The sequence below is a fragment of the Jeongeupia wiesaeckerbachi genome (assembly GCF_050916355.1).
Lineage (GTDB): Bacteria > Pseudomonadota > Gammaproteobacteria > Burkholderiales > Chitinibacteraceae > Jeongeupia > Jeongeupia wiesaeckerbachi.
The window spans coordinates 1,828,709-1,851,338 of the sequence record NZ_CP136946.1 but is presented as its reverse complement, the minus strand read 5'-3'; the positions used below and the strand labels follow the sequence as shown (position 1 = coordinate 1,851,338).

Genomic DNA, 22,630 nt, shown 5'->3' with positions numbered 1-22,630 from the left:
GTTTTTTTTCAGTCCTGCAGACCTTGCCACAAGGTCGTGAGCAGCGTGTCGGTCCGGTCTTCGGTGTATTCCCAGAAGAAACCACCGGCCAGTCCTTCGCGACGGATGAAGTCGGTCTTGGCGCGGATCGATTCGGCGTCGTCGTAGGAAATGAAGGTATCACCGTCGACGAGCAACCATGGCGCCTGCGCATCGGCGTCCCAGTGGCGCACCGCCCGTCCCGAAGCCAGGAGTTCGGAAATCAGCGTGAACGAATCGAAACCGTTGCTCTTCGGCGTACCCGGCGCGCCCAATCCGGCGGCACCAACCCCCTTGAGGCTGCGACCGTAGAACGCGCAGCCGAGCACGAGCTTGTCGCGCGACAGGCCAGCCGCGGTGAACAACGCAACGGCCTTGGCACAGCTGTCGCCGTCCGGATCACCGGGGGTGTTGTAGAGATTGGTGTGGTGGCCGGCACGCGTGGCCCAGCCGTTGTAGAAGTCGTAGGTCATCAGGTTGACGAAATCGCACTGGTCGGCGACCGTGGCCATTTCGACGCCATCGAGGTAATACTGGCCCGCGCCGGCGGCGATGGTCAGCAGATAGCGCTCGCCGGCCTTGCGGCCTTCGGTGTCGGACAAGGCGTCGAGTTGCCGGCGCAGCTCGGCCAGCATCAGCGTGAAGTTCTGCTTGTCCTCCGGGCGGGCCTTGATGTCGGCCATATCGTTGCTCGGGTACTCCCAGTCCAGATCGATGCCGTCGAAACCGTAGCGCTGCATGAAGGCAATCGCCGAAGCCGCAAACGCGGCGCGGCTTTCGGTCGTCAATGCCGCGTCGGAAAAACCATCGGCGCCCCAGCCGCCAATCGAGATCAGCAGTTTCAGATGCGGGTGGCGTGCGCGCAAGGCAACCAGATCGGCAATGCGCGACTCGGCGCGCGGCTGGCCGCCCGCCTCTTCACTATTGGAAAACAGCACGACCTCGCCGTCGCGGATATTGGCGAAGGCGTAACAGATGTGCGTCAGCCGCTCGGCATCGCGCTCGAGCGGCATGCTGGAAAAATCTTGCCAGCCGGCGATGTACGCCAGCAGGATCGTTGGGGCAGTCATGCGTTCTCCAATCGCGGGACCGACTGCCTGGCGCGGATTACAGCGCAGCGATCACCGACATTTCAACCTTGTAGCGCGGATCGGCGAGGCGGGCCTCGACCGTCGCCCGTGCCGGCGTATGTCCTTGCGGCACCCACGCCGACCATGCTTCGTTCATGTCGTCGTAGTCGGCCATCTCGGCCAGATAGATCGTCACCGAAAGGATCTTCTGCTTGTCGGAACCCACCTCGGCAAGCAGCCGGTCGATACAGGCCAGAACCTCTTCGGTCTGGGCACGAGCATCGCCGTCTAGCGTATCGGCAATCTGCCCGGCCAGATAGACTGTATTGTTGTGAACGACAATCTCGGCCAAGCGCGGGCCGATGTGATAACGCTGGATGCTCGACATGCCGGTCTCCCTGATCAGGTATTCCTAGCAGCATAAAACAAAAGGCGAGCCCTCAGGCTCGCCTTTTGTGCGCTGGGCGCGGTCCGGAATCAGACCACGGCCACGGTGCGCAGGCGCATCGAGAAATCCTGCAGCGCCTTGATGCCGCTGGCCTCGGCGCGGTTGCACCAGTCCTGCAGATGCTTGACGAGCTCCGGCCGCGACAGCGCCGAACGCTCCCACAGACGGGTCAATTCCTGGCGCATCTGGTAAACCTGATCGAGCACCTTGCTGTGCGCAAGGATGGCGTCGAGCTTGGGCTTGTCGCTGGCCGACGTATCCTTGGCATCCTGCTTCAGCCAGATCTTCATCTGCTTCAGGTCGACCTGCGGCAGGTGCGCCTGTGCGCGCAGCTTGTCGAACTCGTCGGCGACCGTTTCCTTGAATGTCCGCGCATAGCTGGCGGCAATCGCGTAACGGTTGGCGACAATGGCGCTCAGCGCTTGCTCGTCGAGCTCCGGCCGCGCGCCGACGGTCTTCATCTTCGGCGCCACGCGGCGGACCTTGGCCATCCGCAACATTTCCATCGCCCGGATATAGCCCCAGCCGATGTCGAACTCGAACCACTTGTACGAGAACTTCGCCGACGTGCCGAAGGTGTGATGGTTGTTGTGCAGTTCTTCGCCACCGATCAGGATGCCCCACGGCACGAGATTGGTCGACGCGTCCTCGCACTCGAAGTTGCGGTAACCGACATAGTGACCGAGGCCGTTGATGACGCCGGCAGCCCAGATCGGGATCCACATCATCTGCAGCGCCCAGATCCAGATGCCGTTGACGCCGAACAGCGCCAGGTTGACGATCATCATCGTCGTCGGGCCCAGCGCGCTGTGCTTGCTGTAGACATTGCGTTCAAGCCAGTCGTCCGGCGTACCGTGGCCGAACTTCTCCATGGTCTCGTCGACCTTGCACGCGGCGCGGTAAAGCTCGGCGCCCTCGAAGAACACTTTCTTGATCCCGAGCACTTGCGGGCTGTGCGGATCTTCGGCGGTCTCGCATTTGGCGTGGTGCTTGCGGTGAATCGCCGCCCATTGCTTGGTGACCATGCCGGTCGTGAGCCACAACCAGAAACGGAAGAAGTGGCTGGGGATCGGACCCAGGTCGATGGCGCGGTGCGCCTGATGGCGATGCAAATAGATCGTCACCGAAGCAATGGTGAGATGCGTGAACACCAGCATCACCACGATATAGCCCCACCAAGGCAGGTCGATCAGGCCGTTCAGCCAAGTCATGATCGTCGATTCTCCAGTCATAGAAAAACGCCCGCGCAGCGATAGCGCGCGGGCAAGGGGTTGATAGTACTCAATTTTTTGCTAACGTGCCCGACCGTTCATACAAAATATGACCATGGCAGTTTTCACTCGGGCTGCGACGATCCCTGCAGATTGCCGTCGCCGGCCAGTCGCTCGCTCGGCCGGAAGTGGACCACGTCGAGCCGGTTGAACGGGATGCTGATGCCGTGCTCACGGAACGCTGCCCAGATCTGGTGGTTGATTTCCGAACGCAGGCTGAGCTGGCCGTTTTCCGGATCCTTGAGCCAGAAGCCGACCGACATATCGACACCACTGGCCGCGAACAGCTCGACATAGGCGCGCGGCGGCGGGTCGGTCATGATGCGCGGATGCTTGCTGGCGATGTCGACCAGCAGCTTCATCACCAGATCGAGGTCGCTCTCGTACGCAACCGACACCGGCACCTTGGTCCAGACCTGCTTTTCGCGATACGACTGGTTGACGACGGTCGACGTCACCAGCGTGTCGTTCGGAATCAGCGCCTCGGTGCCGTCGGCGCTCTTGAGCACGACATAGCGCGACGTAATGCTGGTAATCACGCCCAAGCGGTTATCGACGTTGACGAGGTCACCGATCTTGATCGAGCGATCGATCAGGATGATGAAACCCGACACATAGTTCGAGGCGATCTTCTGCAAACCGAAACCGAGACCGACGCCCAGCGCGCCGCCGAACACCGACAGCACCGTCAGATCGATACCGACCAGCGGCAGCGCAATGATCACCGCCAGGACGACGAGCCCGGTCTGCGCCAATTTGACCAGCACGACGCGAACGTTCATGTCGATCACTTCGGCGCGCATCAGCCGCCGCTCGATCAGGCGGGCAATCCACAGCGCGATCAGCAGCGTCGCCGCGACCGACAGCAGCCCCTGCAGGATCAGCAGGACCGAGACCCGACCCTTGCCCATCGTGAAGCTGATCGCATCGAGCGCCTCGGCCACCTCGGGCAGGATGCCGACGACGTGCAGCGCGTACAGGCCCCAGATGGCGGCAGCAATGTAACGCTCGCCACGCCGGACCCACTGGGCGCCGTTGAACACATGCCGGAGCATGTAGACCAGCACCCGGATGTTGACCATCGCCGTCATCAGCACCATGGCGATCGCCAGGAGGGAATGACGCTCCGGATAGACCAGACGCAATAGGTAGGCGCTGACGAACAGCAGGATCAGCGCGTTGACCGGGAAGAAGATCCGCAGCAGTCCTTCACCGCCGGCACGCCAACGACTGTTTTCGAGGCCGAGTTTGGGCTTCAGATAGGTATTGCCGCACCAGGCAAGGAACAGCACCACGACCAATACCGCGGCTTGCGCCAGCATATGCGGGCTGAACCAGCCTGCGCGGCCGATATCGGCCAGCAGGTCGATGACGAGATTGTGCCGATCAGCAAGTTGCACTACGAATTTTCTCCAGCGTACGTGTTGTCGATGTCTGATGCAGGAATGGGATTGAATGCACCGCCCCGCCCCAGCCCATCACTTCCTTGGCGCCGACGATCTTGTCGACGGCCCAGTCGCCGCCCTTGACGAGGATGTCCGGGCGCGCGGCCAGGATCAGCTCGTACGGCGTATCGCTATCGAACCACGTCACCAGGCTCACGCTCTCCAGCGAGGCGATCACCGCGGCGCGCTGTTCGAGCGCATTGATCGGCCGATCGTCCCCCTTGCCCTGGCGGCGCACCGATGCATCGGTGTTCAGCGCGACAATCATGCCGGCCCCCAACGAACGCGCTTGCGCCAGATAGGTCACGTGGCCGCGGTGCAGGATGTCGAAACAGCCATTGGTGAACACCAGCGGCCGCGGCAGCGCCACCAGCCGTTCAGCCAGCTGCTCGGGCGGACACAGCTTCTGCTCGAAGGGAACCGACAGCATGCTCATTCGCCCTTCGCGGCCAGCAATTGCTTGCGGAAGCGGTTCAGCTCGGCCGGCGTCTCGAACTTTTCGCCGAACAGGCTGGACAGATTGCGCAGAATCCCGCCGATCACCCGGCCTTCGCATTCCTTGTCGAACTGGATCTGTTCGTCGAGCCAGCGCTCAAGCCATTCCGGATCCGGCAAACGGCTCTGGATGGTGTCGCGCGGGAAGTGCTCCTTGCTGACGTGCAGATTGGTCGGATGCATCGGCTTGCCCGAGCGGGCGCTCGACGCCATCAGGAAGCCGATCTTGGCAAAGGCCACCCGGGCTTCATCGCCATTCTTGTCGATCGCGCGCTTCATGTATTTGAGATAAGCGCCGCCGTGACGTGCTTCGTCGGTCGACAGCGTTTTGTAGATCTGCTTGATCACCGGCTCGGTATGCCAGTCGGACGCACGGCGATACCACTGGGTCAGGCGAACTTCGCCGCAGAAATGCAGCATCAGCGTTTCCAGAGCCGGCGCCGGATCGAAGCTAAAGCGGATTTCGTGCAGTTCTTCCTCGGTCGGCACCAGTTCCGGACGGAAGCGGCGCAGGTACTCCATCAGCACCAGCGAGTGCTTCTGTTCTTCGTAAAACCAGATCGACATGAAGGCCGAAAAGTCGCTGTCGTCCTGATTGTCACGCAAGAACATCTCGGTCGCCGGCAGTGCCGACCACTCGGTGATTGCGTTCATCTTGATCGTCATCGCCTGTTCGTCGGACAACAAGCTGGCGTCAAACGCATCCCATTGGATATCGTCGGCCATGTCCCAACGGGCTTTTTCAAGGTCGGCGAACAATTGCGGGTAAAGCATCGGGATCGACTCCTGCGCTGAGGCGCGGCAAACTGAACAAATAGATAAACTTCTAATTAGACCTGCTGCTATCGTCAGCGGCAAGCCTTTGCGGCCAAGTCATACGATCGTCATATGAAATTCGAACTCTTCATCATCGGCGACGAGATTCTCTCCGGTCGTCGCCAGGACAAGCACTTTGCCGCGATTCAAGCCCGCCTGCTCCAGCGTGGCCATCAATTGCACGGCGTTTGTTACCTGCCCGACGAACCGTCACGACTCGAAGCGGCATTCCGGGCGCAGCGATCCCGGGCGCTGCCACTGATCAGCTGCGGCGGCATCGGCGCCACGCCCGACGACCATACCCGGGCCGCACTGGCACAAGCGCTGGATCGCCCGCTCGTTCGACACGCAGCGGCTGCGCAACTGATCGAAACGCAATTCGGCGACGCCGCCTACCCGCACCGCATCCACATGGCCGACTTCCCATCCGGTGCCAGCCTAATCCCCAATCCGGTCAACCATGTTGCCGGCTGTCGCTACGAACAGACTCATCTGCTGCCCGGCTTTCCGGAAATGGCCTGGCCGATGTGTGAGTGGTTGCTTGAGCAATACTATCCGGCAGTTGCCGCCGACATTTGTCATTCGCTCATTGCCGTCGACGCACGCGAGGGCGAACTGATCGATCTGATGCAAACGCTCGTACGGCGCTGGCCCACGGTCCGCTTCAGCAGCCTGCCCTCCTATGGCAACGCCCGTCATCCGACGCCACACATCGACTTCAGCGTCTCCGGCCAGGCGCCTGACGTCGATGAAGCGTTCGGCTTCCTGTCCCAGGCGCTACGGCAACGGGGACTCACGTTGATTCTTTAATCAGATTCGCCTGCCGCCGACGAGTTCCGTAGCTTGGCGTGTCACGCCTGTTGATGCGCGCCGATAAAGCAAAAACCCCCTGCAGCATAGCTGCAGGGGGTTTGCATGGGGAGTCTGGCGATGACCTACTTTCACACGGGAACCCGCACTATCATCGGCGCTGAGTCGTTTCACGGTCCTGTTCGGGATGGGAAGGCGTGGGACCAACTCGCTATGGTCGCCAGACGTAACTGGTGGAGTTACGACTGTATTAGTCATATCTCTGAATTCGATAGAAGAAGCAATGACTCGGGTTTGATATTTTACGAGCCTTGTCGCAACACACCCGAACCACGCGGTTCAGGTTATAGGATCAAGCCTCACGGGCAATTAGTATCGGTTAGCTTAACGCATTACTGCGCTTCCACACCCGACCTATCAACGTGGTGGTCTTCCACGACCCTTCAGGTGGCTCAAGGCCACAGGGAAATCTCATCTTGAGGCTAGTTTCGCGCTTAGATGCTTTCAGCGCTTATCTATTCCGCATTTAGCTACCCGGCGATACCACTGGCGTGATAACCGGTACACCAGAGATGCGTCCACTCCGGTCCTCTCGTACTAGGAGCAGCCCCCCTCAAATTTCCAACGCCCACTGCAGATAGGGACCAAACTGTCTCACGACGTTTTGAACCCAGCTCACGTACCACTTTAAATGGCGAACAGCCATACCCTTGGGACCGGCTACAGCCCCAGGATGTGATGAGCCGACATCGAGGTGCCAAACTCCGCCGTCGATGTGAACTCTTGGGCGGAATCAGCCTGTTATCCCCGGAGTACCTTTTATCCGTTGAGCGATGGCCCTTCCATACAGAACCACCGGATCACTATGTCCTGCTTTCGCACCTGCTCGACGTGTCAGTCTCGCAGTCAAGCTACCTTGTGCCATTACACTATCAGTACGATGTCCGACCGTACCTAGGTAACCTTCGAGCTCCTCCGTTACACTTTGGGAGGAGACCGCCCCAGTCAAACTGCCTACCATGCACGGTCCCCGATCCGGATAACGGACCAAGGTTAGAACCTCAAAGGGGTCAGGGTGGTATTTCAAGGACGGCTCCACTGAAACTAGCGTTCCAGCTTCAAAGCCTCCCACCTATCCTACACAAACCACTTCAAAGTCCAATGCAAAGCTACAGTAAAGGTTCACGGGGTCTTTCCGTCTAGCAGCGGGGAGATTGCATCTTCACAAACACTTCAACTTCGCTGAGTCTCAGGAGGAGACAGTGTGGCCATCGTTACGCCATTCGTGCGGGTCGGAACTTACCCGACAAGGAATTTCGCTACCTTAGGACCGTTATAGTTACGGCCGCCGTTTACCGGGGCTTCGATCAAGAGCTTGCACCCCATCAATTAACCTTCCGGCACCGGGCAGGCGTCACACCCTATACGTCCACTTTCGTGTTAGCAGAGTGCTGTGTTTTTGATAAACAGTCGCAGCCACCTTTTCACTGCAACCTCTTCAAGCTCCACGAGCAAGTCGCTTCACCCTACAGAGGCACACCTTCTCCCGAAGTTACGGTGTCAATTTGCCGAGTTCCTTCTCCTGAGTTCTCTCAAGCACCTTAGAATTCTCATCCTGCCCACCAGTGTCGGTTTGCGGTACGGTCAATTCTGAGCTGAAGCTTAGTGGCTTTTCCTGGAAGCATAGGATCAATCACTTCAGTGCCAATGGCACCTCGTCATCACGCCTCAGTGTTAACAGGGATCCGGATTTGCCTAAACCCCCCACCTACACGCTTAAACCACCTATTCCAACAGATGGCTGACCTACCTTTCTCCGTCCCCACATCGCACTCAGAATCGGTACAGGAATATTAACCTGTTTCCCATCGACTACGCTTTTCAGCCTCGCCTTAGGGGCCGACTCACCCTACGCCGATTAACGTTGCGTAGGAAACCTTGGGCTTTCGGTGAACGGGCTTTTCACCCGTTTTAACGCTACTCATGTCAGCATTCGCACTTCCGATACCTCCAGCAACCTTTACAAGTCACCTTCACAGGCTTACGGAACGCTCCCCTACCATATGTGCCTAAGCACATATCCGCGTCTTCGGTTATCAATTTGAGCCCCGTTACATCTTCCGCGCAGGACGACTCGACCAGTGAGCTATTACGCTTTCTTTAAATGATGGCTGCTTCTAAGCCAACATCCTGGCTGTCTATGCCTTCCCACCTCGTTTTCCACTTAATTGATCATTTGGGACCTTAGACGGCGGTCTGGGTTGTTTCCCTCTTGACACCGGACGTTAGCACCCGATGTCTGTCTCCCAAGCTCGCACTTAACGGTATTCAGAGTTTGCCATGGTTTGGTAAGTCGCGATGACCCCCTAGCCATAACAGTGCTTTACCCCCGTTAGTGATACTTGAGGCACTACCTAAATAGTTTTCGGGGAGAACCAGCTATTTCCAAGTTTGTTTAGCCTTTCACCCCTATCCACAGCTCATCCCCTAATTTTGCAACATTAGTGGGTTCGGACCTCCAGTGCGTGTTACCGCACCTTCATCCTGGCCATGGATAGATCACTTGGTTTCGGGTCTACGCCCAGCAACTAATCGCCCTATTCGGACTCGGTTTCCCTACGCCTCCCCTATTCGGTTAAGCTCGCTACTGAACGTAAGTCGCTGACCCATTATACAAAAGGTACGCAGTCACGGAACAAGTCCGCTCCCACTGTTTGTATGCATCCGGTTTCAGGATCTATTTCACTCCCCTCCCGGGGTTCTTTTCGCCTTTCCCTCACGGTACTGGTTCACTATCGGTCGATCACGAGTATTTAGCCTTGGAGGATGGTCCCCCCATGTTCAGACAGGATTTCTCGTGTCCCGCCCTACTTGTCGTACGCTTAGTACCACGATGGTCTTTTCGTATACGGGGCTATCACCCACTATTGCCGGCCTTTCCATGCCGTTCTACTAAGACTACCGCTATCACGTACAGGCTCTTCCCATTTCGCTCGCCACTACTTTGGGAATCTCGGTTGATTTCTTTTCCTCCGGCTACTTAGATGTTTCAGTTCGCCGGGTTCGCCTCACATGACCTATGTATTCAGTCATGGATACACCAAAAGGTGTGGGTTTCCCCATTCGGATATCTGCGGATCAAAGCTCGTTTGCCAGCTCCCCGCAGCTTTTCGCAGGCTGCCGCGTCCTTCATCGCCTGTGATCGCCAAGGCATCCACCAGATGCACTTAGTCGCTTGATCCTATAACCTCAAACACGTAGTTCAAGATTACAAGTTGTGTTTGCGACTTCGAATTCTCTCGAATTCAAAACTCGATGCAATCAAACCCATTCATTACTGAATAAATTTGAGTTTTGCTTCTTCTATCTTGTTAAAGAGCGATACAGAGAATAAATTCTCGTCCAACTGAAACAGTCAGAATTAAAACCACTGACAATCGCCAATGCCTTTAATACTGAGTCCTTCCAGACTAAACCACACAAAAGTAGTGGTGGAGGCAGACGGGATCGAACCGACGACCCCCTGCTTGCAAAGCAGGTGCTCTCCCAACTGAGCTATGCCCCCATCGGATCAAACTGTTTGTCCATCCGCAAAGCAAATGGTGGGTCAAGCTGGAATCGAACCAGCGACCCCCGCCTTATCAAGACGGTGCTCTAACCGACTGAGCTACTGACCCAGTTCTCCGTATCTCTAACGTACAGCCGATGAGTGTGAATGCTTAATGAGGCATTATCTTTAAAGGAGGTGATCCAGCCGCAGGTTCCCCTACGGCTACCTTGTTACGACTTCACCCCAGTCATGAATCCTACCGTGGTAACCGGGCTCCCGAAGGTTACCCTAGCTACTTCTGGTAAAACCCACTCCCATGGTGTGACGGGCGGTGTGTACAAGGCCCGGGAACGTATTCACCGCGACATGCTGATCCGCGATTACTAGCGATTCCGACTTCACGCAGTCGAGTTGCAGACTGCGATCCGGACTACGATTGGTTTTATGGGATTGGCTCCACCTCGCGGCTTCGCGACCCTCTGTTACCAACCATTGTATGACGTGTGAAGCCCTGGTCATAAGGGCCATGAGGACTTGACGTCATCCCCACCTTCCTCCGGTTTGTCACCGGCAGTCCCATTAAAGTGCTCAACTGAATGGTAGCAACTAATGGCAAGGGTTGCGCTCGTTGCGGGACTTAACCCAACATCTCACGACACGAGCTGACGACAGCCATGCAGCACCTGTGTTCTAGCTCCTTACGGCACTCCCAAATCTCTTCGGGATTCTAGACATGTCAAGACCAGGTAAGGTTTTTCGCGTTGCATCGAATTAATCCACATCATCCACCGCTTGTGCGGGCCCCCGTCAATTCCTTTGAGTTTTAACCTTGCGGCCGTACTCCCCAGGCGGTCTACTTCCCGCGTTAGCTGCGTTACTAAGCTCCGAAAAGCCCAACAACTAGTAGACATCGTTTAGGGCGTGGACTACCAGGGTATCTAATCCTGTTTGCTCCCCACGCTTTCGTCCATGAGTGTCAGTATCAGCCCAGGGGGTTGCCTTCGCCATCGGTGTTCCTCCGCATCTCTACGCATTTCACTGCTACACGCGGAATTCCACCCCCCTCTGCCGTACTCTAGCGAGCCAGTCAGCAATGCAGTTCCCAGGTTGAGCCCGGGGCTTTCACATCGCTCTTAACAAGCCACCTGCGGACGCTTTACGCCCAGTAATTCCGATTAACGCTTGGACCCTACGTATTACCGCGGCTGCTGGCACGTAGTTAGCCGGTCCTTATTCTTCAGGTACTGTCATCCCCGACCCGTATTAGGGGCCAGGATTTCCTCCCTGACAAAAGGGCTTTACAACCCAAAGGCCTTCTTCACCCACGCGGCATTGCTGGATCAGGCTTTCGCCCATTGTCCAAGATTCCCCACTGCTGCCTCCCGTAGGAGTCTGGGCCGTGTCTCAGTCCCAGTGTGGCGGGTCGTCCTCTCAGACCCGCTACTGATCGTTGCCTTGGTAGGCCTTTACCCTACCAACTAGCTAATCAGCCATCGGCCGCTCCAATAACGTGAGGTCTTGCGATCCCCCACTTTCCCCCTCAGGGCGTATGCGGTATTAGCTTGCCTTTCGGCAGGTTATCCCCCATTACTGGGCACGTTCCGATGTATTACTCACCCGTTCGCCACTAACTTGCGGAGCAAGCCCCGCAAATCCGTTCGACTTGCATGTGTAAAGCATGCCGCCAGCGTTCAATCTGAGCCAGGATCAAACTCTTTCGTTTAATCACTGAATAATTGCGCACTTGCGTTAACTCAAAGAATTCGCCCAAGCACCGAAGCGCTCAAGCCAGTTCTATTTCATTAAGTGCAAGTACTTGATGCACTCATCAAGCACTCACACTCATCGGCTGTAATTTGTTAAAGATCGCTTGCTTCTGAACACTTCGCTCGGTAAACTCAGCGGGTTTCGCTTCGTTTCTTTCGCTGCGTCATCAGCAGAGAACGCAACTTTAAGCACTTCCCCTCCCCCCGTCAACACCCCGACCGAAAGAATTTCACGCCGAACCGATAAACCGTTGATCGGACAGCGAAATTTATTCAGACCCAAACCCAACATCCCCGCCACACCGCCGCCAGCACCGCTGCAAAGCTGACAAACCCATGCCATGCGCATGAAATCCGTCAGTTTTGGCCCCGCTCACCGCGCCCTGCCCCGCCCAAAACCGTTCAAACCGCCCCCGCCAGCCCGTCCAGCACCGTCCGTCCCGGTTTCACCGCGCTCAAAAGCACAACGGGCGGCCTGAAGGCCGCCCGCTTCACGCGCGCGATTATCTATATGCGTAAATCACATCTAACCACGATGCATTCGACGCTGGCACACTTGCACTCAAGCCGGTCGCCCTCATCTGTTACTGCCAGTTGTTTGACTCATGGAAATTCAGTCATGCCCAAAGTGGTGATGTACAGCACCGGCGTCTGCCCGTACTGCGTAATGGCAGAGCGTCTGCTGGGCGCACGCGGCGTCGCGACGATCGAAAAGATCCGCATCGATCTCGACCCCGCTCAGCGCGAGGTGATGATGCAGAAAACCGGTCGTCGCACCGTGCCGCAAATCTATATCGGCGAGACGCATGTTGGCGGCTACGACGACCTGGCCGCGCTCGACCGCGCCGGCGGACTGCTGCCGCTGCTCGAAGCGGAGTAACCGCTACGCCGCGCCAAGTGGCAGCGACACTGGAATCGTGCGATGATTTCGCGCGGTCCAAAGCACTCAAACACACACAGTGACACCCAGGAAGGAATCATGAGCGAAGAAAACCAAGCAGCGGAAAACCAGCCGGTTTTCGCGATCCAGAAGATTTATGTGAAGGACGTTTCGGTTGAATCGCCGAACGCGCCGCAAGCCTTCCTCGAGCAGCTGCAGCCGGAATTCAATATCCAGTTCCGCAACGAAGCCCGTGGTTTTGACAACGGCTTCTACGAAGTCAGCCTGACTGTCACCGCACAGGCCAAGGTTGAAGATCGCACCGTGTTCCTGATCGAGACGACGCAAGCCGGCCTGTTCCAGATCGAGCACGTTCCGGCCGAAGAAATGGACCCGCTGCTGGGCATCGGTGCGCCAAGCATCCTGTTCCCGTACCTGCGCGAAACCGTGTCGGACCTGACCACCCGCGCCGGCTTCCCGCCGCTGCTGCTGCAACCGATCAACTTCGAAGCGATCTATCTGCAACAGCGTGCGCAGCAAGCCGCGCAACAGCAGACCGGCGCAGCCGAAACCACACACTAATCGTGCGTTCGCCCGCGTGCCTGCGGGTCGATCCCAGACGCGCCGTGGCTTGCCACGGCGCGTTGTCATTTGCAGGCCGATCGCCTTGATCGGCTATATCGGAATACTGGAGGACGAATAGATGAAACTCGCCGTACTCGGCGCCGGCGCCTGGGGAACTGCACTGGCGATCCGCTTTGCCGACCAATGCGATGTGACGCTGTGGAGCCGCGATGCCGATCAGGTCGAGACGATGCGGATCGAGCGGGCCAACCCGCGTTATCTGGCCGATGCGCCGTTTCCGGCCACGCTGTCGGTCAGCGCCTCGCTGGCCGAGGCGGTTGCCGGTACCGACTGCGTGCTGATTGTCACGCCGATGTCCGGGCTGCGCGGCACGCTACGCGCGCTGCGTGAACTCGGTTCGACCGCGCCGGTGGTCTGGGCCTGCAAGGGACTCGAGGCCGGCACGATGAAGTTCCCGCACGAAGTCGCCAACGAGGAGATGGATCCGGCGGTGCCGCGCGGCATGTTGTCCGGGCCGAGCTTCGCGCAGGAAATCGCCAAGGGTCTGCCCGGTGCTGTGACCATTGCCGCGACCGACGCCGCGTTCGCACAGCGCATCGTCGAAACGCTGAACACGCCGGTACTGCGGTTGTACGCAAGCGACGACCTGATCGGCGTCGAGATCGGCGCGGCAGTGAAGAACGTGCTCGCGATCGCCGCCGGTGTTTGCGATGGCCTCGGCTACGGCCTGAATGCCCGTGCGGCGCTGTTGACGCGCGGCCTGGCCGAAATGAGCCGTTTTGGCGCGGCGCTGGGCGCGCGTGCCGAAACCTTCATGGGCCTCGCCGGCATCGGCGATCTGCTGCTGACGGCCACCGGCGATTTGAGCCGCAACCGGCGCGTCGGCCTCAAGCTGGCCGAAGGGCTGACGCTGGACCAAGCGCTGGCCAGCCTCGGCCATGTCGCCGAAGGCGTGCCGACCGCTCGCGAAGTGAACCGGCAGGCGCAGGCGCTCGGCGTCGACATGCCGATTACCGCCGCAGTCTGCCGGCTGCTGTTCGACGACGCCAATGTGCCCGAGATCGTCAGCACGCTGATGGGCCGCGCACCGAAAATGGAAGCCCAAAGGTGAAACTGCGCTACGCGCTGCTTTCGGACATTCACGGCAACCTCGCCGCGCTCGAGGCCGTGCTCGACGATCTGGCCGACTGGCCCGACGCGACGCTCCTCGACCTCGGCGACACGCTGTACGGCCCGCTCGACCCACGCGGCACCTGGCAGCGCTTGCTGGTCGAATCCGAAACGCGGCGCGTGCTCGGCGTCAACGGCAATCAGGATCGCGACATCCTCGACGGCAGGCCTTCGGCAACGCTGGATTTTGTCGTCGACGAGCTAGGCGACGCCGGGCGGCGCTGGCTGCAGAAACGGCCGACCAACGTGCTGGTCGACAACCTCGTCTACGCCTGCCACGGCAAGCCCGGCGACGATACGCGCTACTGGCTCGAAGACCTTGACGACGGGCTGCGCGCGCTGGCCGACATCAACGCCGACGCAGTCGGCATCGCGGCTGAAATCCTCGTCTGCGGCCATAGTCATATTCCACGTGTACTTACGCTGCCGGACGGTCGGATGATCGTCAATCCGGGTAGCGTCGGCCTGCCGGCGTTCCGCGACAGCGATCCGCCGCACGCGATGCAGACCGGTGCGCCGCTGGCCCGCTATGCACGCATCGAAGCCACAGACCGCGGCTGGCTGATCACCCATCGGGCGATTCCGTACGACCACGAACAGGCGGTCGAGCAGGCGCTCGACCAGGACCGGCTGGATTGGGCGCAATGGCTCTCCTCAGGCTGGGCCTGAACCTGTTTCATTAGGCGACTGCGCCGTCGCATTTCGTCCCCGTTCGATGCTCGTGATCCTCATGGACTTGATGTCCATTCCGGTCCCTGCGCTTCGGGCGAGAACGAACTGCTTTGGCTCGACCGCCTGCTGAAACAGGTTTCGCTTCTTCTCGTCCCCTTCACTTCCCGTGACTAAGCGCGACTAACAAAACCCTACTGGCTTCGTTGCGCTCACTTGCCGTACGCCTTACTGCCTGTGTTTCGCGCACCTTGCCAATACCGTTTCATTGGGTTTTGTTAACTAACCGCTCTAAAGCGTCGCAAAGAACCGCCTCTGTGCCGCAATAAACGCGTCGCGATGCGACACAAAGGGCACGTGTGCCGCGCCGTGGTGAACAACGAGTTCGGCCTGCGGCAACGTTTGCGCCAGCCAGGTGCCGGCCGGTAGCGGCGTCAGCGTGTCGCGGTCGCCGAATTGCAGCAGTACCGGCAAAGCCAGCAACGGCATTCGTTCGCGCAGATCGGTATCGCGCAGGATGGCCAGTCCTTCGGCCAGCGCACTCAAGGACGGCTCGCCGTGCTCGAACAGCTCCTCGCCCAGCCGGCGTGCCACCGCCCGCGCCGATTCGTCGCCCATCGCCTGCAGGCTGATGAAACGCTTGAGCGTGCCACGCCAGTCGTCGCCAAGGCTCGCGGCGAACTGCGCCAGCGTCGTTTCAGGCATTGCGCTGCGCCAGTCCGGCCTTTGCATGAAGCACGGACTAGCGGCGACCAGCGTCAACGACCGCAGCTTGTCGGGCGAACGCAACGCCCACGCTGCCGCCACCGCACCGCCGAGGCTCCAGCCGACCACGTGCACCGGTAGCGGGAAAGCCGCGTCGAGCGCGTCGACCATCATATCGAGCGAGAGCGGCGCCTCGCTGCCGCTGCGACCGTGCCCCGGCAGGTCGACGAGGTGGTGACAGCCGTCGTTGGCCAGTGCATTGGCCACATCGCGCCAGACGGCGCCGTTCATTGCCCAGCCGTGCAGCCAGACGACGTCCTCGCCGCGGCCGAGCGTGTCGGAATACAGATTCATCAATGGGTTTCCTGCAGCAGCATCAGTAGCGTCTGGTTCAGACGCGCAACGTCGTCGGCGCTGTGCGCTGCCGAAAGGCAGATGCGCAAGCGCGGCGTCGGCACCGTTGGCGGGCGAATCGCCGACACCCACAGACCCGCGTCGCTCAAGCGTTGCGACAGGACCAGCGCGGCGGCGCTGTCGGCAACGAGCAGCGGCTGGATCGGCGTCGCCGACGGCAACAGTCCGCTGCCGGCGAGCGTATTACGCAGGCTGGCGATATGCGCCGCCAGCGCTTCACGACGCCAATGCTCGCGCTCGATCAGGTCGACGCTGGCGAGTACCGCCTCGGCCAGCAGCGGCGGCGCGGCAGTCGTGTAGATGTACGGTCGCGCCATATTGACCAGATAGTCGACCACGACCGCTTCGGCGGCGATGAAGGCACCGGCCACACCAGCCGCCTTGCCCAGCGTCGCCATATAGATCAGCCGCGACGAGGCGATGCCGGCCACACTACCGCGACCGTCGCCAAGCACGCCAAAACCATGCGCATCATCGACGTAGACCCAGGCATCGAAACGCTCGGCCAGCCTGACGATGTCGGCCAGCGGCGCACAATCGCCGTCCATGCTGAACACCGCATCGACAACGATCAGCCGGCGCCTTGCCTCGGTCGTCGCCAGCAAGCGTTCGAGCTGTTCGAGATCGTTGTGGGCGAAGCGTTTGAACCCAGCATGCGACAGCTGGCAGGCATCATTCAGCGAAGCGTGATTGAGCTTGTCGGCGAAAATCGCGTCGCCACGGCCGACCAGCGCGGTCACGGCGGCGAGATTGGCCATATAGCCGGTCGAGAACGACAACGCCGCCGGCTTGCCGACAAAGGCCGCGAGCCGCTGCTCCATCGCCTCGTGCGCGGCGCTGTGTCCACAAACAAGATGCGAGGCACCGCTGCCGACGCCCCAGCGCGCGGCGCCGGCTTGCGCCGCGGCGATCAGATCGGGGTGATTCGCCAGGCCGAGGTAGTCGTTGCTGCAGAAGTTGATCAACCGGCGGCCATCAACGTCGACAACCGCGCCTTGCGGGCCGGCAAGCACGCGGCGTTGGCGGTACAGATTCGCGACGCGACGGGCGTTCAGGTCGGCGTCGAGGGCATCGAACGGCATGGCGGCCACAGAAAATGATGGAACGCAATTGTACCGCGCCCGTCACCCTCGCCTAGCCAGCGGCCTCGACGACGCTCAACTCGAGCATAAATTCGGCTCCGCCTTCGTCGCGGTTGCTGACCGTGATATGGCCGCCGCAATCGTTGGCGATCGCCTGCGCCGTCATCAACGCCAGGCCGGAACGATCCCTTTCGCCGCGCGGCAGCGCCAGCGGATCGAACAGCGAGGACGAGCTGGCGTCGCTGATTCCCGGCCCGTTGTCGGTGATGTTCACCTGCGCCCGCCCGCCGTCGCAGCGCACGACTATGCGGATTTCCGGCATCGGCGATGTGCGCACGGCGTCAAGGGCGTGCTGGATCAGCACGGCAAACAGCTGTTCCAGCCAGACCAGGTTGCCGGTGACATAGATCGGCACTTCGGGTTCTTCGATTTCGAGCCTGACGTGCTGATGACGCAACTGGCTGTCAAACAGCGCAATGGTATTGGCGATCGGCTGCATCAAGGTCACGGCCTCAAGCTGGTCGTCGGTCCGCCCCGCAGGTTCGCCCAACTTGATCGTAAATGCGGCAAGGCGCTCGGTCTGCGCGACCACGCCGTCAATCTGACGTTTGACCTCCCCGCCGTTCTCGTCAAGCTTGCCGATCAGCCCGCGCAGCGCGGCAATCGGCCGGCCCAGCTCGCGCATGACACTCGACGTGATCTGGCCCAGCACCGAAAAGCGACCTGCATTCAGGAGTTTGTCCTGCGCAACGCGCATCCGGCCTTCGAGCCGCTGACGCTCAACCACTTCGTCCCGAAGCCTGGACTGGATGTCGGCCAGTTCACCGACACGCAGCTCGATTTCGTTCCGGAAGCCGTCACGAACCTGTTCAAGCGCGTTGTCGGCCTGGCGCTGCTCTTTCCGGCGACGCTGGTATTGCCACCAGCACAGCAGGAGCAGCAAGGGGCCGAACAACATCATCGCCGCGCGGAACACCTCGTGTTCGGCCTCGGTCCTGACCTTGCTCAGATCGTTGTAGGTCTGCATTTTCCAGTTCAGCCCTTCGAGCGCCTGCTGCTGGATCAACATCGGTGTCGACTTGCCATCCTGGGTCAGCATTGCTCGTTCGGCGCCGTCACCGATGCGCGCACGCTCGCTCAAGGGCAGTAGCGGGAAGTCGCTGCGTCCCTCGTACTGACGGCTCTCTTCCAGGTAGTGGCGAACTTCGCTGCTCAACGGTGCCACGACGTGCCATTTGTAGTGCTGGTCGGTCGAGAGAATGACGATGCCGTTGCCGTCGACCACGGTCACGATATCGCCGCTGGTCGGCCACTGGCGCTCCAGCGTATCGAGGTTGATCCGGATGGCAACAACGCCGATGACAATGCCTTTTTCGTTCCGGACCGGATACGAGAGGAAATAGCCGGACTGCCGCGTCATCAAACCGATGCCGTAAAACCGGCCCTGGTGCCCTTCCTTGGCCTGAAGGAAATACGGACGATAACCGTAGTCCTTGCCGATCAGGCTTTTCGGCGTATTCCAGTTGCTGGCCGCCAGCACCTTGCCGTTAACGTCGAGCAGGAACAGCAGGTCATCGGGGGATTCACGAATGCAGCGGGCCAGATAACGGCTGACCACATCGCGCATTTCCGCGCTTTGCGGATCACGCAACAAGGTCAGGATATAAGGATGGTCGGCCAGTACCATCGGCAGCGCATCGTAACGGACGATCGCGTTGCGCAAACCGGCAGCGTAGACCTCAAGCCGGTTGCGACCATGCTGCTCCAGGTCCGCCGTTTCACTGCGGACGGTATGCGCGCCCAACGCATACAACACCGTGCCCGCGGCAAGCAGCGCCCCCAAGACGAGCACGATGCCGATCAAGCGCTTGCGCGTTATGGCCGGAAATGTCGACGCCCCTTCTTGCGCTGCGCCCTGGCTGCGTGGCGCGATCAGCCACGACACCAGTCCCGGCAACAGCATGGCTTTACGAATGCAAGTAAACACAGCCAGTTCCACTCCTTCTGTCCTGTCCTCCCATCCTAGGTCAGGCCACAACACGCTGTCGAAACTCTTTCGCGCTTCTTGTTTCAAATGGAAAAAGCGCGACGAGCCAACCCTTTACCACACACCGCACAATAATCAGCGAGCCATTGCCGATGCCGACAAGCAGCGGTTCTAGAGGCACGGCTGAGGCATCGCCAGCCACGAAGTGCTCGCGAAAAAGGCAATCAAAGGCAGATCGCGCACTTCGGGCGGCGTGCCACGCTGTAGCGCAGCTGCTCAGGGTGTCCAGTCGACGACGGACAGCTCGAGCACGAACATCGCGCCACCTTCGGTCTGATTCATCGCACTGAGCCGGCCGCCGCAATCGCCGGCAATCGCTTTTGCGGTCACCAAGCCCAGACCCAGTCGTTCGCTGCCGCCATCGGGTGCCGAGAACGGGTCGAACAGCGTCGCCAAGGCCGGCTCAGCGATCCCCGGCCCGTTGTCGCCGATCGAAATCTGCACTCTCGGGCCCGAGCGCTGAACCGACACGCGAATCACCGGCTGCGGCGATGTCCGGACCGCGTCGAGCGCATTGCGCAACAGGTTGACGAGCAGTTGTTCAAGCTGGGCCGGATTGCCGGACACGCGCACACGGGCATCCGGCTGGTCGAGGTCGAGCCGCACTTGCTGGTGGCGAATCTGCGTTTCAAGCAACAACACGGCGTTGTCGATCACGCCATGCAGCAGAACCGGTCCGACCCGGTCGTCGCTCCGTCGCGCATAGGCTCCCAGGCGGGTCGTCAGCGCCGCAATCCGCTTGGCCTGGACGCCGATACCGTCGAGATGCGTGCGTGTGCCCTCGGCCAGTTCCGGCGCGCCGCGCAGCGCATGTGTCAGTACCCGCACCGCCGCCAGCGGCTGCCCCAGCTCGCGGACCAGCGCCGTGGTCATCTGACCGAGTACGGCCAGCTTGCCCGCGTGCAGCAGCTTGTCGTGCGCGATACGTAATCGGGCCTCGAGCTTCTGCCGCTCGGCCGTTTCACGCTGCAGCCGCAGCTGCGTTTCGGCGAGTTCACCGCCGCGCAGCGCGACCTCGCGTTCGAGCACCGTCTGCGTGTGCCGCAGTTCCGTACTGGCTTGCAGGCGATCGAGCATGCGCCGACGGTACTGGCGCCAGTAAAGCAGCAATGACGCCAGCGCCAGCAGGGCGAAGAGTGCGCCGATCAAGGTATGGCGGACCGCCTGGCGGACCGGGGCAAGGTCGTTCAGTGCCACCAGATGCCAGCCCACCCCGCCCAGCGCCATCCGTTGCACCAGCACCGAACGCGATGTGCCGCCGAGATCCAGCTCGGCGCGCTCAACGCCGACATCCAGCGGCTCGCGGTCCGACAAGCCCAGCACGGCAAACTCGCGACGCTCGCCGTACTGATGGGTATCGGCGATGTAGCGCAGCATTTCGGCCGGCAGCGGTGCCAGCGCGCGCCATTTCAGTTCGGGGGCATTCGACAGGAAGACGATGCCATTGCTGTCGGCCACCAGAATCGGCCCGCCGCCGCGTGGCCATTCACGCTCGACCATATCGAGGTTGATCTTGGCCACCACGACACCGATGACTTTGTTGGCATCGCGGACCGGATACGAGAGGAAGTAGCCTGGCTGGTGCGTGGTGAACCCGACCCCATAGAAATGGCCGGCACGCCCTTCCTTGGCCTGGAGAAAGTAAGGCCGGAAGGCGTAGTTCTTGCCGACATAGCTTTGCGGTGTCTCCCAGTTGCTTGCCGCGAGCGTCACACCCTCGGCATCGAGCAGGTAGAGCACCGTCGAGCGCGTGTCGTTGTTGCTCAGCGCCAGATAGCGGTTGATCCTGTCGCGCAGGCCGGGGCCATCGGGCTTGCGCAGCAAGGCCATGATATCGGGGTGGGTCGACAGCACGACCGGCAGCGCATCGTAGCGCTCGATCGCGTTGCGCAGGCTGCTGGCGTAGACGTTGAGCCGGTTCTGGCCCTGTTCGCGCAGCCGCGCCGTTTCGGCCGTGCTGCTCCAGTCTGCCAGTGTCAGCAGCACGGTCAGAATCGCCACGGCGGCAATAGGCCAGCGCAAGGGCCGCAGCAGCCGCAAAACCGAAACAATGCGGGATGCAGCGATCATCGTCGCACGCGTGGCAGCGGCCACGTCAGGCAGGCACAGCGGATGGGCACATGGCGCAAGACGGCCAGTGTGACAACACGAGAAAGCACGGGATCTGGATCAACGAAGCCTGGACGAGACCTATGCTACCGAGATTCGGCAAATACTGTCTAAAGTCTTTCGTTAAACTTCGAAGTCTATCCAATTAGTTGTTGCAATTAACCAAATGGATCAAATCCACGCCGCCAGCAAGGGGCCCAGCCAGCGCCACAACACGAAGATCAGCAAGCCGCCGCCGATGCCGGCGAGCAAATGCTTGAAACGCCAGACGATCAGACCGGTGGCCAGCGCGCCGACAAGCCGGGCATTGTGGATGTCGAGATCGAAAGCACCATTCTTGAGCAGCACCGCCGGCACGACGATCGCCGTCAGCACCGCAACCGGGACGTAATGCAGTGCCCGTTTGAACCAGGCCGGCAAGCCGTCGCCGATACCGAACCAGAAACCGACGCGCAGCACATAGGTCACGCCCGCCATGCCGGCCAGCAGCAGCACGGTGTTCATGCGCCGCCCTCCTTCGATTCGATCGTCCGCTCGAGCAACACGCCAACGGCGACCGCGGTCAGCGCCGCGACCATCAGGCCAAGCTGGTACGGCAGGCCGTGCGCCAGCAGCGCGACCAGGCCGGCAGTCAGTGCCGCTGCGATCTGTGCACGGTTCTTCAGCTGCGGGACGACGATGCCGACAAAGCTCGCGACCATTGCGAACTCAAGCCCCCAGTGCTGGATGCCGGGTACGACGTTGCCGAGCAGCACGCCGATCGCGGTCGAACCGGTCCAGGCGGCGAACAGCGTCAGCGCGACGCCGAGGTAATAGCGCCGGCGATCGACGCCGCCGCGCGGGCTGCTGAAGCGGTTGTAGATCACGGCAAAGGCTTCGTCGGTCAGAAAGTGGCCGAGAAACGCGCGCCAGAGGCGCGGCAGGTCACGCACATAGGGCTGCATCGTCGCGCTGTAGAGCAGGTGGCGCAGGTTGACGATCAGCGTGGTCGCGATGATGACCGGCAGGCTGACGCCAGCGGCGAGCAGTGTGACCGCGATGAACTGCGCCGAACCGGCGTAGACCAGTGCCGACATCACCATTGCGGCCCACGGCGGCAGTCCGGCCGGGCCGGCAAGCGTGCCGAAAATCAGGCCGAAAGGCACGATGCCAACGACCATGGCCAGCGCATCGCGCACACCGGCGGCGACGCCGTCGCGGGACGGACAGGGTGAAGAAATAGAAGTCATCGTCCGATGATAGGCGAGCCGACCGGCCCTTCACCGTTACAGCTCAGTAAG

General features: G+C 60.5%; 18 protein-coding genes, 2 tRNA genes and 3 rRNA genes. 5 read left to right on the top strand and 18 right to left on the bottom strand.

Annotation, left to right across the window (positions count from 1 at the left end):
• Window positions 1–8 precede the first annotated feature (8 nt).
• The 6 genes from R0382_RS08965 to R0382_RS08940 all read right to left on the bottom strand — a co-directional run bounded on the left by R0382_RS08965 (window position 9) and on the right by R0382_RS08940 (window position 5,521).
• Window positions 9–1,088 carry a glycoside hydrolase family 18 protein gene (locus tag R0382_RS08965; RefSeq protein WP_432724045.1) on the bottom strand — a complete coding sequence of 360 codons (1,080 nt, stop codon included), beginning with the start codon at window positions 1,086–1,088 and terminating at the stop codon, window positions 9–11.
• A gap of 37 nt (window positions 1,089–1,125) precedes the next feature.
• The gene (locus R0382_RS08960; RefSeq protein WP_432724043.1) at window positions 1,126–1,476 is read right to left on the bottom strand and encodes a RidA family protein; all 351 of its coding nucleotides are present in this window, start codon (window positions 1,474–1,476) and stop codon (window positions 1,126–1,128) included.
• An 89-nt stretch (window positions 1,477–1,565) separates the two neighbouring features.
• Window positions 1,566–2,747: a DesA family fatty acid desaturase gene (locus tag R0382_RS08955; protein WP_432724041.1), complete on the bottom strand. Its 1,182-nt coding sequence runs from the start codon at window positions 2,745–2,747 to the stop codon at window positions 1,566–1,568.
• 125 nt (window positions 2,748–2,872) lie between these two features.
• On the bottom strand, window positions 2,873–4,207 hold the full coding sequence (locus tag R0382_RS08950) for a mechanosensitive ion channel family protein (RefSeq protein WP_432724040.1): 1,335 nt from the start codon (window positions 4,205–4,207) through the stop codon (window positions 2,873–2,875).
• Window positions 4,194–4,688 carry a D-glycero-beta-D-manno-heptose 1-phosphate adenylyltransferase gene (gene rfaE2, locus R0382_RS08945; RefSeq protein WP_432724038.1) on the bottom strand — a complete coding sequence of 165 codons (495 nt, stop codon included), beginning with the start codon at window positions 4,686–4,688 and terminating at the stop codon, window positions 4,194–4,196. The genes R0382_RS08950 and rfaE2 overlap by 14 nt, the downstream gene beginning before the upstream one ends.
• Complete coding sequence (locus R0382_RS08940) at window positions 4,685–5,521, bottom strand: ferritin-like domain-containing protein (RefSeq protein ID WP_432724036.1); 837 nt, start codon at window positions 5,519–5,521, stop codon at window positions 4,685–4,687. Before R0382_RS08940 ends, rfaE2 begins: the two co-directional genes overlap by 4 nt.
• Window positions 5,522–5,635: 114 nt before the next feature.
• Here R0382_RS08940 and R0382_RS08935 point away from each other — a divergent pair, with 114 nt between their 5' ends.
• The gene (locus tag R0382_RS08935; protein ID WP_432724034.1) at window positions 5,636–6,373 is read left to right on the top strand and encodes a competence/damage-inducible protein A; all 738 of its coding nucleotides are present in this window, start codon (window positions 5,636–5,638) and stop codon (window positions 6,371–6,373) included.
• Window positions 6,374–6,485: 112 nt separating this feature from the next.
• Here R0382_RS08935 and rrf read toward each other — a convergent pair.
• The 6 genes from rrf to R0382_RS08905 all read right to left on the bottom strand — a co-directional run bounded on the left by rrf (window position 6,486) and on the right by R0382_RS08905 (window position 12,032).
• Window positions 6,486–6,598 (bottom strand): 5S ribosomal RNA (rrf, locus tag R0382_RS08930).
• Window positions 6,599–6,721: 123 nt separating this feature from the next.
• Window positions 6,722–9,614: ribosomal RNA gene (locus R0382_RS08925) — 23S ribosomal RNA — on the bottom strand.
• Between the two features lie 248 nt (window positions 9,615–9,862).
• A tRNA-Ala gene (locus R0382_RS08920) sits at window positions 9,863–9,938 on the bottom strand.
• A 35-nt stretch (window positions 9,939–9,973) separates the two neighbouring features.
• Window positions 9,974–10,050 (bottom strand) — tRNA-Ile (locus R0382_RS08915).
• 61 nt (window positions 10,051–10,111) lie between these two features.
• Window positions 10,112–11,646, bottom strand: a 16S ribosomal RNA gene (locus tag R0382_RS08910).
• Together the 16S, 23S and 5S rRNA genes with 2 tRNA genes alongside form the textbook arrangement of a ribosomal RNA operon.
• 119 nt (window positions 11,647–11,765) lie before the next feature.
• Window positions 11,766–12,032, bottom strand: a complete 267-nt coding sequence (locus R0382_RS08905; RefSeq protein WP_432719526.1) for a hypothetical protein — start codon at window positions 12,030–12,032, stop codon at window positions 11,766–11,768.
• A gap of 276 nt (window positions 12,033–12,308) precedes the next feature.
• Between R0382_RS08905 and grxC the strand changes: the two genes are divergently transcribed.
• From grxC to R0382_RS08885, 4 genes are all read left to right on the top strand, one after another.
• On the top strand, window positions 12,309–12,569 hold the full coding sequence (gene grxC / locus R0382_RS08900; RefSeq protein ID WP_432724033.1) for a glutaredoxin 3: 261 nt from the start codon (window positions 12,309–12,311) through the stop codon (window positions 12,567–12,569).
• A 99-nt stretch (window positions 12,570–12,668) separates the two neighbouring features.
• Window positions 12,669–13,151, top strand: coding sequence for a protein-export chaperone SecB (secB, locus tag R0382_RS08895; RefSeq protein WP_432724031.1), 483 nt, complete (start codon window positions 12,669–12,671; stop codon window positions 13,149–13,151).
• A 121-nt stretch (window positions 13,152–13,272) separates the two neighbouring features.
• Window positions 13,273–14,265, top strand: a complete 993-nt coding sequence (locus R0382_RS08890) for an NAD(P)H-dependent glycerol-3-phosphate dehydrogenase (protein ID WP_432724030.1) — start codon at window positions 13,273–13,275, stop codon at window positions 14,263–14,265.
• Window positions 14,262–14,993, top strand: coding sequence for a metallophosphoesterase family protein (locus tag R0382_RS08885; protein WP_432724029.1), 732 nt, complete (start codon window positions 14,262–14,264; stop codon window positions 14,991–14,993). Before R0382_RS08890 ends, R0382_RS08885 begins: the two co-directional genes overlap by 4 nt.
• Window positions 14,994–15,284: 291 nt before the next feature.
• Here the strand turns inward: R0382_RS08885 and bioH are convergent, their stop codons facing one another.
• From bioH to R0382_RS08855, 6 genes are all read right to left on the bottom strand, one after another.
• On the bottom strand, window positions 15,285–16,052 hold the full coding sequence (gene bioH, locus R0382_RS08880) for a pimeloyl-ACP methyl ester esterase BioH (protein WP_432724027.1): 768 nt from the start codon (window positions 16,050–16,052) through the stop codon (window positions 15,285–15,287).
• Window positions 16,052–17,194, bottom strand: a complete 1,143-nt coding sequence (gene bioF / locus R0382_RS08875) for an 8-amino-7-oxononanoate synthase (protein WP_432724026.1) — start codon at window positions 17,192–17,194, stop codon at window positions 16,052–16,054. The genes bioH and bioF overlap by 1 nt, the downstream gene beginning before the upstream one ends.
• Before the next feature lie 52 nt (window positions 17,195–17,246).
• Window positions 17,247–19,181 (bottom strand): sensor histidine kinase, encoded by a 1,935-nt coding sequence (locus tag R0382_RS08870; protein ID WP_432724024.1) that lies wholly within the window; start codon window positions 19,179–19,181, stop codon window positions 17,247–17,249.
• A gap of 276 nt (window positions 19,182–19,457) precedes the next feature.
• Window positions 19,458–21,311, bottom strand: a complete 1,854-nt coding sequence (locus R0382_RS08865) for a sensor histidine kinase (protein ID WP_432724022.1) — start codon at window positions 21,309–21,311, stop codon at window positions 19,458–19,460.
• A 210-nt stretch (window positions 21,312–21,521) separates the two neighbouring features.
• Complete coding sequence (locus tag R0382_RS08860; RefSeq protein WP_432724020.1) at window positions 21,522–21,854, bottom strand: AzlD domain-containing protein; 333 nt, start codon at window positions 21,852–21,854, stop codon at window positions 21,522–21,524.
• Window positions 21,851–22,579: an AzlC family ABC transporter permease gene (locus R0382_RS08855; RefSeq protein WP_432724018.1), complete on the bottom strand. Its 729-nt coding sequence runs from the start codon at window positions 22,577–22,579 to the stop codon at window positions 21,851–21,853. The genes R0382_RS08860 and R0382_RS08855 overlap by 4 nt, the downstream gene beginning before the upstream one ends.
• Window positions 22,580–22,630: the final 51 nt, after the last annotated feature.

Excerpts from the sequence above, each read along its gene's own strand:
- R0382_RS08960 (WP_432724043.1), bottom strand. The coding sequence starts at position 1,476 with ATGTCGAGCATCCAGCGTTATCACATCGGCCCGCGCTTGGCCGAGATT.
- R0382_RS08940 (WP_432724036.1), bottom strand. The coding sequence starts at position 5,521 with ATGCTTTACCCGCAATTGTTCGCCGACCTTGAAAAAGCCCGTTGGGAC.
- grxC (WP_432724033.1), top strand. The coding sequence starts at position 12,309 with ATGCCCAAAGTGGTGATGTACAGCACCGGCGTCTGCCCGTACTGCGTA.
- bioH (WP_432724027.1), bottom strand. The coding sequence starts at position 16,052 with ATGAATCTGTATTCCGACACGCTCGGCCGCGGCGAGGACGTCGTCTGG.
- secB (WP_432724031.1), top strand. The coding sequence starts at position 12,669 with ATGAGCGAAGAAAACCAAGCAGCGGAAAACCAGCCGGTTTTCGCGATC.
- R0382_RS08965 (WP_432724045.1), bottom strand. The coding sequence starts at position 1,088 with ATGACTGCCCCAACGATCCTGCTGGCGTACATCGCCGGCTGGCAAGAT.
- rfaE2 (WP_432724038.1), bottom strand. The coding sequence starts at position 4,688 with ATGAGCATGCTGTCGGTTCCCTTCGAGCAGAAGCTGTGTCCGCCCGAG.
- bioF (WP_432724026.1), bottom strand. The coding sequence starts at position 17,194 with ATGCCGTTCGATGCCCTCGACGCCGACCTGAACGCCCGTCGCGTCGCG.
- R0382_RS08935 (WP_432724034.1), top strand. The coding sequence starts at position 5,636 with ATGAAATTCGAACTCTTCATCATCGGCGACGAGATTCTCTCCGGTCGT.
- R0382_RS08855 (WP_432724018.1), bottom strand. The coding sequence starts at position 22,579 with ATGACTTCTATTTCTTCACCCTGTCCGTCCCGCGACGGCGTCGCCGCC.
- R0382_RS08905 (WP_432719526.1), bottom strand. The coding sequence starts at position 12,032 with ATGGCATGGGTTTGTCAGCTTTGCAGCGGTGCTGGCGGCGGTGTGGCG.
- R0382_RS08865 (WP_432724022.1), bottom strand. The coding sequence starts at position 21,311 with ATGATCGCTGCATCCCGCATTGTTTCGGTTTTGCGGCTGCTGCGGCCC.
- R0382_RS08860 (WP_432724020.1), bottom strand. The coding sequence starts at position 21,854 with ATGAACACCGTGCTGCTGCTGGCCGGCATGGCGGGCGTGACCTATGTG.
- R0382_RS08955 (WP_432724041.1), bottom strand. The coding sequence starts at position 2,747 with ATGACTTGGCTGAACGGCCTGATCGACCTGCCTTGGTGGGGCTATATC.
- R0382_RS08890 (WP_432724030.1), top strand. The coding sequence starts at position 13,273 with ATGAAACTCGCCGTACTCGGCGCCGGCGCCTGGGGAACTGCACTGGCG.